This window comes from Halomonas sp. N3-2A, assembly GCF_002216165.1.
GTDB lineage: Bacteria > Pseudomonadota > Gammaproteobacteria > Pseudomonadales > Halomonadaceae > Vreelandella.
Map to the genome: position 1 here is coordinate 1597710 of NZ_CP022286.1, position 12671 is coordinate 1610380.

At 51.5% G+C, this 12671-nt stretch carries 11 protein-coding genes; all 11 read right to left on the reverse strand.

Annotated elements, in window-relative coordinates; genetic code table 11:
- Positions 1–5: 5 nt before the first annotated feature.
- Positions 6–2264, reverse strand: a complete 2259-nt coding sequence (locus CEK60_RS07570; RefSeq protein WP_089038503.1) for a polysaccharide biosynthesis tyrosine autokinase — start codon at positions 2262–2264, stop codon at positions 6–8.
- 42 nt (positions 2265–2306) lie between these two features.
- Positions 2307–3458 carry a polysaccharide export protein gene (locus CEK60_RS07575; protein ID WP_089038504.1) on the reverse strand — a complete coding sequence of 384 codons (1152 nt, stop codon included), beginning with the start codon at positions 3456–3458 and terminating at the stop codon, positions 2307–2309.
- A gap of 645 nt (positions 3459–4103) precedes the next feature.
- Entirely contained in the window at positions 4104–4556 is a 453-nt protein-coding gene (locus CEK60_RS07580) for a low molecular weight protein-tyrosine-phosphatase (protein WP_089038505.1), read from the reverse strand.
- 150 nt (positions 4557–4706) lie between these two features.
- Positions 4707–5939 carry an O-antigen ligase family protein gene (locus tag CEK60_RS07585; RefSeq protein ID WP_089038506.1) on the reverse strand — a complete coding sequence of 411 codons (1233 nt, stop codon included), beginning with the start codon at positions 5937–5939 and terminating at the stop codon, positions 4707–4709.
- Positions 5940–6418: 479 nt separating this feature from the next.
- On the reverse strand, positions 6419–7315 hold the full coding sequence (gene menA, locus CEK60_RS07590) for a 1,4-dihydroxy-2-naphthoate octaprenyltransferase (RefSeq protein WP_089038507.1): 897 nt from the start codon (positions 7313–7315) through the stop codon (positions 6419–6421).
- 394 nt (positions 7316–7709) lie between these two features.
- Entirely contained in the window at positions 7710–8699 is a 990-nt protein-coding gene (moaA, locus tag CEK60_RS07595; RefSeq protein ID WP_089038508.1) for a GTP 3',8-cyclase MoaA, read from the reverse strand.
- On the reverse strand, positions 8696–9100 hold the full coding sequence (locus CEK60_RS07600) for a putative zinc-binding protein (protein WP_089038509.1): 405 nt from the start codon (positions 9098–9100) through the stop codon (positions 8696–8698). Before CEK60_RS07600 ends, moaA begins: the two co-directional genes overlap by 4 nt.
- Positions 9101–9153: 53 nt before the next feature.
- Positions 9154–10416 (reverse strand): molybdopterin molybdotransferase MoeA, encoded by a 1263-nt coding sequence (locus tag CEK60_RS07605; RefSeq protein WP_089038510.1) that lies wholly within the window; start codon positions 10414–10416, stop codon positions 9154–9156.
- A complete protein-coding gene (gene moaB / locus CEK60_RS07610; RefSeq protein ID WP_089038511.1) occupies positions 10413–10991 on the reverse strand; it encodes a molybdenum cofactor biosynthesis protein B in 579 nt (192 codons plus the stop codon). Before moaB ends, CEK60_RS07605 begins: the two co-directional genes overlap by 4 nt.
- Positions 10992–11013: 22 nt before the next feature.
- Positions 11014–11835 carry a peptidylprolyl isomerase gene (locus CEK60_RS07615; protein WP_089038512.1) on the reverse strand — a complete coding sequence of 274 codons (822 nt, stop codon included), beginning with the start codon at positions 11833–11835 and terminating at the stop codon, positions 11014–11016.
- Positions 11836–11973: 138 nt separating this feature from the next.
- Entirely contained in the window at positions 11974–12666 is a 693-nt protein-coding gene (gene narI, locus CEK60_RS07620; protein ID WP_039858452.1) for a respiratory nitrate reductase subunit gamma, read from the reverse strand.
- Positions 12667–12671 lie beyond the last annotated feature (5 nt).

The window sequence follows — 12671 nt, forward strand, 5'->3', positions numbered from 1 at the left end:
TTGGATCACCGGTAAGCATAGAGGTAACTGCCATAGTAGCCATGACGGCTATTGGTCGTTTTCTTAACACCGTTTAGGATTGCACCTTTAATATTCACACCAGCGCTCTCCAGGCGGCGCTTAGCAGCCTTAATTTCTCCAGGAGGGTGACTGTCGAAGCGGACTACCATCAAACTGGTTCCCGCCAGCTTACCCACTACCGTTGCATCGGTTACCGCCAGTATCGGTGGTGTATCGATGATCACTAAGTCGTAGCACTGGCTCATGACTTCCAGGAACTCGTGGAAGCTTTGCTGCATTAACAACTCCGATGGATTAGGCGGCACACTGCCCCGGGCAACATAATCCAATCCTTCTAAGTCACTATGGCGAACAGCTTCTTCTGCATCAATTCGCCGCGCTAGCAACTCTGAAAGGCCTTTAACGCCCTTGCTGTGAAACGCATGATGCAGATGTCCACGACGCATATCGGCATCAATCAGTAGCACTCTTTGCCCCGCCTGAGCGCACACAGCGGCTAAATTAGCGGCGACAAAGCTCTTGCCAACCCCTGGGCTCGCACCGGTAATCATCAAGCGGTTATTGTCAGATTCGAGCATCGCAAAATAGAGGCTAGTTCGCAGACCACGCAACGCTTCCACCGCAATTTCGGCGGGTTTTTTAATCGCCAGCAAGCCTCGAAAAACTTCCTGAACCTTTTTAGAATGGCGCGGGCGAATTCGCTCGGTAAGCCCTGTTTGCCCGCCAGAATCTGGCAGCGTTGCATAGACAGGCAACCCCAGCTCTTCCAGTTGCTCGGGTGACTTAATCGCGCGACTCAATAACAACCGCACCACCACCAGCATCGTGGCTAACAATGCGCCTATCAGTGCACTGACAGCCGTTATCAATGGAATGCGCGGTGCGATAGTGCCCGGATTTAGAATAGCGGCATCAAGTATGCGTACGTTACCCACCGTACCGGCTTTAACCAAGCGCATCTCTTGAAGTTGATTGAGCAGTTGAACATACACTTGCTGATTGACCTGACTGTCCCGAGTCAGGCGAAGCACTTCTTGTTGAGTTTCAGGCAATTCATTGACCTGGGCATTGAGACGGTCACGCTCCTCTACGAGTTGAGAGCGCTGCCTTAACAAGGTTTGATAGTTGGGATGCGAGGGGCGGTACCGCTCAGCTAAGTCGGCCTCCCTCATAGCCAACTCGCTGAGTTGATTTTCTACATCTACCACACGGGTGAGAAGATTTTGCGTCTCGAATGTTAAGTCGACTGAGTCACGCTGCGCCCGATAGTCATTGAGCATGCCCTCCGCATTAGATAGCTGATCCCTAACTTGGGGAATTTGCTCGCCAAGAAAGGCGATTTGTTTCTCTGCTTCTTCTGAATGACGCTGCACATTCTGAGTTAGAAAAACCCCTGTTAGGGTGTCAAGTGTCGGCTGGATCTTACTGCGATCCGCGCCACTAAGCATAAGTTCATAGACACCTGATTCAATACCTCTCGGCATTACCTCAAAACGACTTTCAAGGTCTTTTATCGCATTCAGAGAAGACATACGCGTCAAGCTGAATTCAGCACCAGGATGGGCAACTGCCTGGCTAATAAAAAGACGATAACCGACCCCCTCATCTTGAACGGTTTCCCCAACGTTACCGATAAGCACTCGCTCATCTTCTAGCCATAACTCAAAGTTACCCTCTTCCTTTATGCGCAGTAGGTGCTCGCTTCCGACATGTTCATCGGGCACAGAAAAGCGTGAGACACGCACAGACTCGTTGGCCCACACATAAGGATTTTGCCAGCGACTCTCTTCTCCCATTCCTAACCATTCGCGCATAAAGGCCGGGGTTAGGCTTTCGATTAAATCCTGACTAACCCCATGATTGACAAGAAAGTCTCCAATGACCGGCAATCGACGCGGTTCAACCTTAATCGCCAAGTCTTGCCGATCAGCTGTTTCTCCCAACACCATACGTGATCGCAATATTTCGAGTTCTGCGGCGGTAGGATTACCTGGCTGTTGCTCACCCAATGACTCCATAAACGCCAAGTTCGCCCCTCGGCTCTCTATCTGAACCAACGCGTCAGCCTGATAGATACGTGACTGAGAACTGGCATAAAAATATCCTGCCAGGAGAAAAAGCCCCGTTATCGTTACGATAAACCAGCGATGGTCAGATAGTGTGTCGACCAGCTTGCGCAGATTAAGGTCATCACTCTCCTGGGGGCCAGCTGATGATGAAGGTGGATGAGGAAAGTAGTTCATGGTCATGCCTCGCTATTCAGAAATGCTATTCAAAATAGCCACTTAAAGCTCGCTGGCATCATTGGCTACCGTTACAACATTGCCCGGCAGACTAACTGATGGCAGCAGCAGAGAAATGACCGAGTTCCAACGAGCCAGTGGTGCTGATGTCACGTACACCACATCCTGAGGCTGGAGAGGAAAGCGAGTTCCAAGCAATAGCCGTGTAGCATCCCTGATATCTAACTGATAAACAGTGGCGAACTTTTCACTACCTGGCGAGTTACCTCGTACTACAAAAATTCCTGAAGGCTCAGCCCGGCTCTCATTCACACCACCAGCCCTGCCTAATGCATCCGTTAAGGTGATCCGTTCATTGCCAATAGCGATTGTACCGGGACGTACTACCTGCCCCATCACCACTACGTTCTGGTTCTCCATAGTAGGGACATGCAGCAAGTCACCATCACGCAGCAAACGATTCTGCGTCATATCCCCCTGACGCATCATTGCATAAAGTGAGATGCGCTCTTCGCTACCATTACGGCTCAACGTTACGTTTCGCCAGTCGGCATTTTCCCGCGCCCCGCCTACTGCGCTGATGGCATCCAGGATTGTCATCGGTACGATGGTCAGTGGTAATGTGCCAGGGTTTTCGACAGCACCACTGATATAGACTTTCTGGGAGTTAAACGCCGCGATGCCAACTTCCACTTGCGGCTCATTGATCACATTGGCTAGACGCCGAGTAATAAGGTTACGCACTTCATCAAGCGTCATTCCCTCAACCCTTACACGCCCCACGTATGGATAAAACATGGTGCCATTGGGCCGTATCCGATTACCGGTTTCTGCTGCGGAGCGCTCAGAACCTGCGGGAATAGTCAGTTCCGGATGGTCATAGACAATCACACTTAAAATATCGCCAGGCCCCACCCGGTACTCATACCCCGGCACCACTGGATTCAATGCGGGCGATGGAACCCGAGAAGAAACATCTCTTTCAAACATCGCATTCACTAAATCTGGGGTGATCTGCTCCACGTCCACTCGCCCATCTAGTGATTGCTCAAGATTGTCCTGATCAATATGGCCACCAGGAGCCATAGCGCAGCCACTGAGGGCTCCCAGCAGCACGATCAATACGAGATAATGGGCTAGTCGAATTGGGCTTCTTCTAGATTCCACTCTTTCTACTTCATTGAAATTATTCATGGTTGCTCCCTTTGCTTTTGTCTAGCCACGCTACCGCCCGGGGATTTTGGTCAGACATTTCCCAGAGCCTTATTGAACACAGCCCAGGCGACGTCAATTCGCTATCGCCATGAGACAGAGCTACCTACTTGGTAATTATTTTTAATGTTACATAAGAATACAAAAATAATAACTTTATTTACATAACTATCGAAGGGTGAAATAACTACTACTTTTTCGAGCAGGAAGGCGTACATCTGTGGTAGTAAAAACAGCAAAATTTCTAGGTTGCCGGGGCAGAAAGAAAAGGAGAACTGGCATTATTTAAAATAATTATCTTTAAAAATCAATATATTAAAAAAATGAATAATATATTAACAGTATTGTCATTAGATTTTTACAATACTTATATGAAGGCAGCTGATGTTCTCTGAAAGCCAATCTTTCATGTAACATAAACGTTACAAACATAGCGTTAACTTAGATTGGGCCTTCACGTGCGTAAATTCTTAATTAGAAATCAATCTGGCTTTTAATAGCTGCACACAGCATCAGTGAAAACTCAGCGAAAGAGAGAAAGGGTCTCAGAGGGAGAAATCTAGAAGGCTACCCGTCGAAGCCTAGAGGGCCCTACTTATCAGGGGACCCCACTCAACATGGCCGGTATCAACGTAGCGTTTTTGGAAGCTTTTCTGACCACAAAAGACTCGCGTCTTTTAATAGCGTATGTACATACTCAAAGACATCTAGCGTCTTTCTATAAGGATCAGGGATATCTTGCCCTTCACCGTCATTCAGCCAACGACCAAGTAACAGCGTTTTCCCCAAGGCCTGCGGTGTTTGCTTCCCTAGAGCACGACGCTGGCCTTCCGTCATGACCAAAATGAGATCGGCTTGCTGAATCATTATCGTCGTCAACTGGCGTGCTCGGTGGTGAGTGACATCCAGGCCATCCGATTCTGCCAATTGTCGTGCAAACAATGATACGGGCTCCCCTTGTAAGGCACCTAAGCCAGCAGAGCTGATTTTATAGTTGGGGAGTTGCTGCCTGAGAATTGCTTCAGCGACAGGGCTGCGGCAGATATTACCCGTACAAACCACCAAAATATGCTTGAACATAAGCTACTTATTTCCTTAACAAGAAGCGGAGCGTCTAGTCTTCAAATATCGTGCTTAATGCATGCACCCGATAACAAGCCGACCCCGCATTCGATACAAAGGTGATAGTCATCAAAGCCATGGGATATCACTATTGTTGCAGCCAGTGCATTAATTAGCGTATCCATAGCGACTCTTCTGCGGAAGTGCCTCTGGAATCTGAACCCATAGGAAAATCAGCCAGCTAGCGTATACGGCTATACCTGCAGGGTACGCGAAAAAAGAGTAGCTCAAACCAAAGCTTATAAAGGCGACTGTCAACAGTACTCCAGCAACAGAAAAAGATTTATGCACTGGATTTTCACTGCGCAAACCTGGGAGGAAATGCCACAAAGGCACAAGGTAAAGCCCCAGCACCACTAACATGCCAAACAGTCCTCGCCTCACCCAGGCATCCAGTAAATCATTGTGCGCATGCCAGTAATTGCCTAATTTCGGGCTTAGAACCCCTTCAGCTTCTAGCCTTTGCATTGCGGGCTGATAGCCTTCATGTCCGTAGCCCATGAACGGATGCTCGCCTATTAACCACAAGGCACCGCGATACATTTCCAGACGCGCTCCCACAGAGCCAACATCCGTTCCCTCAATATAGTGGTGCACATCAGCTACCGCCTTACTCACCCGCCTTTCCACTCCGCTTTGTGGCATTACGTACGCCACCACCAATACTGCAATTACACTGCTAATCCCTACCCAGCGCCATGCTGCTCGCCACTGATGCGCATAACTGTAATAAAACACACCTATCGCTAATGGCAGGGCTAACCAACCACCTCGCGTACCGGAAAGTGCCGATGCTATGACGCCTCCTGCTGCGCCCCCCAGTAACAGCAAAAACCAACCAAAACGTGACGTTCTCTGATGCCAGGCCCAGCTCAAACCAGCCAGACATAGCAGCGCACTCAATAACGCAAAATTACCGAAGAAAATGGAGTGTAACGGTGGGTGTCCTGTCGCGCGCGTCAACCCAATCCCAAATTTTTGCCACGCCGCCCATCCACCCGCTCCTAACCCGCTTAATGCCAGCCCCGCCCACCATCCTGCTGGCGGTGGTTTAACGGCGCCAATTATCAACACAACCAGCGCAGCTAGCCAAGCGGCGCCTACTAATGGCAAGGCCTGGCGCAAGCTGTCATGCCATACGCCAATGACAATATCGACCACGCCCAGCCCGACAATCAACACTAATAAAAGGTGATCATCACGCCCATTCGGATGCTCTATACAGCGCCAGTTTGGTGTTTTCCTCCAAGCAAGGCTTCCCCCTATAAGAGTAACCACCAGCCCTAGCCAATAGCCTAAAGGCACCAACAGAGGGAATGTGGTGATTGCGATAGCCTGCATAAAGCATCTGCCTTGTCAGTGTCACCGGGAAGCAATCTCTAGCTTGTTTACGCAAGCCCGATAGCCTTTTAAATACGCGCACACAGTCTGTATTATTTACTTGCACAGTATTGCTGGAAATTTGGATCTATCAAAATCACTCAATAAATTACGCGTAAAATCTAGTCACCGACATTGATTGTAGAGGGACTTCCCAATTAAAAGAACACCATTGATCAGCTTAACCTTATCGATAGTAAAACAAGCTGACGATAGCTTGATAACAATCAGCCGGCACATTAACCAATAAAGCTTAACAACATCAGCCGCACACGATTAAAAAGCCAATTATCTGCAGGCAACAAGAACCCAAGCGCGACAATGCTCACGGGAACTTGCTACCAACGGCTTCCTCTCCCCTTTACCTCCTCATTACAGTGAATAAAACGCACTAAAAGAAAAGAGAACAGCAGCCATTATTGATCCGCATGTGTTGTTGCTTACGCAAAACGTAGAATCAACCAGACGGCTATCGCTAAAGAGTAGAGCGCTGTCTTTCCCAGTACTGGATTGAGTGCCGCCCCATCTCGCTGCCAAAACACTACATTTAATCCTACGCCTATCAAGCCCAGGCAGCTCCATACCCCCCAGCGCCAAACTTCTGTTGTGAAAGGCAGGGATACCATCCAAGGGCCGAGCGTTAAGAAGCTAAATAGCCATCGAGTGGCCCGTGGTCCGAGCCGCACTGCTAGTGTTCGCTTACCAGCCCGCGCATCAGTAAAGCGGTCACGAAGATTATTAACGACCAAAATGGCAGCCACGGGTAGCCCCATTAACAATGCGCTGATGATGGCTCTTTCGTTTACTGGGCTTTGTTGGGCCAGCAGGCTACCTAACACGGCCACTGGGCCAAAAAACAGCCAGACTGCCACTTCTCCTAATCCTAGGTTGGCATAGGGACTCCTACCACCGCTGTAACCCAGCACACCAAGCAGCGCTAGCCCACCAAACACCCACAATAACCAATGCCCAAAGAGGGCTAGCCATACACCCGTTACCAAGGCAATGCCTAGCATTAGCAGCAGTCCTACCCGCAGCTCACTAACTCCTAACAAGCCAGACTGGAGTGCACGTACTGGCCCTAGACGATCGTGCTGATCGACGCCCGAAAGCCCATCAAAAAGATCATTGGCCAAATTAACCGCAAGCTGTAGCGCTAATGCACTAACCAAGCATAAGCACGCGGTGAGCCAGGAGAAATGGCTTGGCAGGACTAACGCCTGCCCTAGCAAAATGGGGCCTATCGCTGCAGGCAAAGTACGCGGGCGAAGTGTTTGAATCCAGACGGCCAGTTTGTTGCTGGCAAACTCACCTTGAAATGGCTTAGTACGCGTCATTAATTGTCTTCTTTGGGTTATTGATCATTCCTGGGGCATAGCAGCGATTCTAACCCCGTCCTAGTCGATTAATTTAACAAAGGTACTGCTTCGCTTTCCGTTATGACAAATGTTAACGCATACAAAGGCACGCCATTAAAGACAAATTGGCAATTTTTTATGCGAAGAAGACAGAGTTAACGACGAGACACGACAAAGCATCCCTTCGCAAAACCACTGCCAAAACGGATGAAATCAAGAGGAAATTTATGCCAACTCGAGGAGGGTCGATTCAGAGGCTATCTTGAAATTCTCTTCACCGAAGCTCCTCATATTAAAAATATACTTAGGTTACTTCTTAGGCTCTATCAAGCAGATACAGTTTGAAGTAAAAACTGCTTTCAGCAATGCTGCACTAACCGCCAGTTGCATTCATAAATCGCAAAACCTGAACCTCACCATCGGTCGTAAAGTGGTGCCGCTCAGGCTTTTTCGTCATCGCCCCCACAATGGCTGCTTTTAGGCGCTGGATCTCCCCCGGATAACGTCGCATTACGGCGCGTAAATCTACCGAATGCTCATTGCCCAAGCAGAGGAGTAGCCGCCCTTCCGCCGTCACTCGAACACGATTACAGGCAGCACAGAAATTGTGGCTATGGGGAGAGATAAAGCCAATCCGCGATTGGCTGTCTGCCATGCGGTAATAGCGGGATGGACCTAGGGTGGTCTCGGTGGTGGGTAAGAGTCGATAGTGGTTTTCTATGGTCTCACGAACCGCATCAGTGGAAAGAAAGGTTTCACCACGGTTATGCTCGCTGATAGCGCCCAGGGGCATTTCCTCGATAAAGCTGATATCCACTTGTTCATCCCGGGCAAAGTTTACCAAGTCGATAATTTCGTCGTCATTACGCCCCTTAAGCAATACAGCGTTGAGCTTAATCGACTGAAAACCAGCGCGGCGTGCGGCACGGATACCCGCGATCACTTGGTTTAAGTCACCTGTTCGGGTTAATGCTTTAAAACGCTCGGGCTTGAGCGAGTCAAGGCTAATATTGAGCCGATGTAGCCCGCCTTGCCGCAAAGCATCGGCATGTTTGACCAGCCCTGAGCCATTGGTAGTCATAGCCAGTTCGCGCAGGCCCTCCAATTCAGCGAGTTTTTGCACTAGCGTTAGCACGCCCTGGCGTACCAGCGGCTCACCGCCAGTTAGACGGATTTTTTCCACGCCCAGCTCGACGAATGCCTGCGAAAGAGTGGCTATTTCCTCAAGGGTTAGCAATTGGGCTCGAGGCAGGAAGGTCATCTCCTCAGCCATGCAATACACACAGCGAAAGTCACAACGATCCGTTACCGATATACGTAGGTAACGCACCGTACGGCCAAACCCATCGACTAGCGCACTCATTTTTCGGGCTCCTCTTGGGAACTGACATTAACGGGCAGCCGAGCAATGAGTCCTTTTACCTCAGCGGTCACTTCGATGATTGTTTGCTCATCATAAAACTGACCCCGCCGCTTGCGCAGGCCGTTTTCATATAGCTTTACGTGCTCTGTGGGTATCACATCCGCGTTGGCGAGACAGTGGCTGGCACAGTGCATCTGGCACCCATCAATGGCTACGATAGGCCGCCCGGAGCGGGCAATGCGTACCAGGCCGGGCACACCACCACCGACACCGGCAATGCACGACATTTCTGCCTCTCCTGCATGGTCAAGTCGCAGGGCAACACTATTAGCTAGTTGCGCAACATCAGAGCAGCCGGAACAAGCATAAATCAGTGCGCGGGGTTTGTGATGTGAAGACATACCCTCTCCTATAAAAAACTAACGAGGTCAGTGGTCACGACTGAAAAAGTGATTCAAGCGACGAACTGATTGATGGGGTAGTAGTGATACGCCTCCCCTTCTGCCACATCGGTTTCGGAGTTAATCATTAAATAACCATCAGCTTGGCTAGCCGCACCAAGCATATGCGAGCCCTGGCCGCCCGCTAACTGCGCCACGGGACTCCCCTGTGACCAATCCAACACTACCCGTAATAGCTCGCAGCGCCCTTTGGGCCCACGCTGAGAGAAGCCCGCTGTTACTGGAAAACACTGTAGCGAAGCTAAGTGTCGACCCTGCATAGCATGAATAAACGGCAGCGCCAGCAGTTGCCAGCCCACCAGGGAGGCCACGGGATTACCCGGCAGCGCCATTAACGGTGTGCAAGTAGCAGGCTCAGCACCTAGATAACCGAATGCAAAAGGCTTTCCCGGTTTCATCGCAACACCATGAAAATGTAGCCCACCGCGCTGCTCAATCACCGGACGAACGTGATCCTCCTCGCCGACCGAAACGCCACCGGTGCATATCACCACATCTGCAATGGTTTGTGCGTGCTCAAAGACCTGGTGCAATGACTGCGGCGAATCAGCGATGACACCTAGATCCACTACATCGCACTGCGCTTGTGCGAGCAGTACGTTAAGCATGGCGCGATTGCTGTCGTATACCTGTCCCGGAGATCGCACCGTGCCTGGGGCAATCAGCTCATCGCCGGTTGAGAGCAGTGCCACCCGCAGGCGCCGCTTGACGGCAACGATATTGATCCCGTGGCTTGCCAGAAGCGCAATCGACGCTGCGTCAAGAAACTTACCCGCAGCGAGTAGCGGGGTTCCCATGCGGGTTTCCTCGCCTTGACGCCGAATATTAGCGCCCAGCACCAAGCTACCCTCGAGGTGTATATGCCCGCGCTTATCAAGGGTTACCCGCTCTTGAGGCACCACAATATCAGCCCCTATGGGTACCGGCGCGCCGGTGAAAATACGCGCGCAGCCCCCTTTCGGTAGCAGCATGACACCTGCGCCAGCCGGCACGCGCTGGAGAATAGGTAGGCCGGCACCGCGAGGTGCCGCTTGGTAATCAGCCAGACACAGCGCGTAACCATCCATAGCGCTATTGTCCACGCCCGGCATATCGAGAGGTGCCACTACCATTTCTGCCAGCACTCGCCCCGCCGACTGTTCAAGGGAGACATTTTCTACGCCATTAATCGGCGTGGCTGCGTCGATAACTCGTTGGCGTGCATCAAATAAATTTAACAAGCCGGGCGTGACTATTTCTGCGCATTGACAGTTCATAAGCGCTCCGAAACATGAGAGGTCGTTTCTACTTGACGTCCACTACAAGCAGGCGCAGAAGGCAACACCATTGCGACAAAGTTGCAGGGCCGCGTGCGGGAGTCCAACTGCAATGAGATGATTTTTTCCCACGCCAATTCGCATGCTTTGGGCGAACCGGGCATCGCAAACAACAGCGTCTGGTTGGCAACCCCCGCCACCGCCCGAGATTGAATAGTCGACGTGCCAATCGTTTGCAGAGAGTAGTAGCGAAACAGCTCGCCATACCCCTCAATTGCTTTGTCAAAAAGAGGAACTAACGCCTCAGGTGTGGTATCGCGAGCAGTGAAGCCCGTACCGCCATTCACCAGGATCGTGTGAATTTCGTTACGCGCAATCCACTCCGAAACCACAGCACGAACCTGATAAATATCATCAGGCACGATGCGCCGCTCCATTAGGTTATGGCCGCTTTCAATAAGATGCGCGGCGAGTAAGTCACCACTGCCATCCTCATCGAATCCACGCGTATCGGAAACGGTTAACACCGCGATGCCAAGCGGAGTGAAAAGTGCATCTACGGGAACATGGGACATCAAGCCTCTCCTATTAGCGTTTCTATTGCAGCAAGCTGCCGCCAGCATCGTCATCCAGCACAATCCCTTCGACGCCTATTTCGCTCTCTAACATCAGCAAATAGTGACGCAGCGCGCGCCGAGTTGCCTGCTCCCGTAGGCTATGGCGCACCCGGTCAATCACTTGATCGAAAGGTAACGCCCTACCTTCTTTTCGTTCGTCAATACTGACCACGTGCCAGCCATAGCGAGACGCCAAGGGGCGCTCATGGAGGCCTGGGGGCAGGTGCTGCAAAGCGCGGTCCAACTCTGGAACGGTTTGCCCCGACACTAGCCAACCCAAATCACCATCCAGCTCTTTTGAAGGGCACGCGGAGTGGTGTTGCGCAAATTCGGCAAACCGTTCGGGTATCTGATTAAGCTGTTCGAGTAGCTTTTCGCCAAGCTGGTAAGCGTCGTCGCGCCCCTGGGAGTCATCGGGTGCGGCCGCGAGCAGGATATGCCGAACGCGTAACTGCACTGGTTCGCTAAAGCGCTCACGGTGGGTGTCAAAAAAGCGCTGGCAATCTGCTTCCCCCGGTTCGGGCACCTCAAGCTCCTGTTCGAGCAAAGCAGCAATCGCCGCATCTTCCTGTGCCTCGCTAACGTCCTGTGTCGATAGTAGGCCCAGGACGCTAGCACGCTGGCGAAGCAGCTCTCTGACCACCAACGCACGGGCGGCCTGAAGCTGGGCCTCTCCCGCCGTTTCAGCGGGGTGATACTGCATCTCCAACGCAATCGTTGCTTCATCGATAGGGGTGTCGCCGACACGTACCGGAGGCGCAGCAACGCCCCCAGGTAGCTGTTCGATATCAATCATCTGCATGTTATTTCTCCTCTATATAAAACCGAGCGTGCGAAGGCCAGACTAGGCGGAGATCGGAGAAAACGCGGAGTTTACGAGTTTGTAAATGAGCATTTTGAGCCGATCTCCAACAACGTATGGCCGAGCAGTAGCCAGTTTTTAGCCGCGGCGGCGGACAAGCTGATAACGCCGGGTTACATAACCAAACGGCGCGCTCCACACATGCACCAACCGCGAAAACGGGAACAGCAGGATGATGGTCAGGCCGATAAAGATATGCAGTTTGTAGATCCACGACACTTCCTGCATGTAATCCGCCGCACCGCCGCTGAAGAACACAATCGACTGCGCCCAGCTGGAGAGTGTCAGCATCATCTCGCCGTCCATATGGCCCAACGAGAAGATGATGGTCACCATACCCAGGCACGCTTGTAAGACGATCAAGCCCAGGATCAAGGTATCCATCATGCTCGACGACGCCTTTACGCGCGGGTTGGCCAGACGACGATAGAGCAACATGGCGCCGCCCACCACGCACATGGCACCGGCAATACCGCCCACCACGATAGCCACTAGCTGTTTAGTACCGGCGTGCAGGAACGGTTCATAAACCCAGTGCGGTGTGAGCATGCCCACCAGGTGGCCGAAGAAAATCACGATAATCCCGATATGAAACAGGTTGCTGCCCAGTCGCATGTTCTTTGAAGAGAGCATCTGGCTAGAACCGGTCTTCCAGGTGTACTGACCATGATCAAAACGGAGCAGGCTGCCAAGCAGAAACACCGTGCCCGCGAGATAGGGGTAGTAACCGTAGATCAGATGGGTTAAGTAATGCGCAATCGCGTCATACATGATGA

Coding starts and splice junctions, on each gene's coding strand:
- CEK60_RS07570 (WP_089038503.1), bottom strand. CDS start 2,264: ATGAACTACTTTCCTCATCCACCTTCATCATCAGCTGGCCCCCAGGAG.
- CEK60_RS07575 (WP_089038504.1), bottom strand. CDS start 3,458: ATGAATAATTTCAATGAAGTAGAAAGAGTGGAATCTAGAAGAAGCCCA.
- CEK60_RS07580 (WP_089038505.1), bottom strand. CDS start 4,556: ATGTTCAAGCATATTTTGGTGGTTTGTACGGGTAATATCTGCCGCAGC.
- CEK60_RS07585 (WP_089038506.1), bottom strand. CDS start 5,939: ATGCAGGCTATCGCAATCACCACATTCCCTCTGTTGGTGCCTTTAGGC.
- menA (WP_089038507.1), bottom strand. CDS start 7,315: ATGACGCGTACTAAGCCATTTCAAGGTGAGTTTGCCAGCAACAAACTG.
- moaA (WP_089038508.1), bottom strand. CDS start 8,699: ATGAGTGCGCTAGTCGATGGGTTTGGCCGTACGGTGCGTTACCTACGT.
- CEK60_RS07600 (WP_089038509.1), bottom strand. CDS start 9,100: ATGTCTTCACATCACAAACCCCGCGCACTGATTTATGCTTGTTCCGGC.
- CEK60_RS07605 (WP_089038510.1), bottom strand. CDS start 10,416: ATGAACTGTCAATGCGCAGAAATAGTCACGCCCGGCTTGTTAAATTTA.
- moaB (WP_089038511.1), bottom strand. CDS start 10,991: ATGTCCCATGTTCCCGTAGATGCACTTTTCACTCCGCTTGGCATCGCG.
- CEK60_RS07615 (WP_089038512.1), bottom strand. CDS start 11,835: ATGCAGATGATTGATATCGAACAGCTACCTGGGGGCGTTGCTGCGCCT.
- narI (WP_039858452.1), bottom strand. CDS start 12,666: ATGTATGACGCGATTGCGCATTACTTAACCCATCTGATCTACGGTTAC.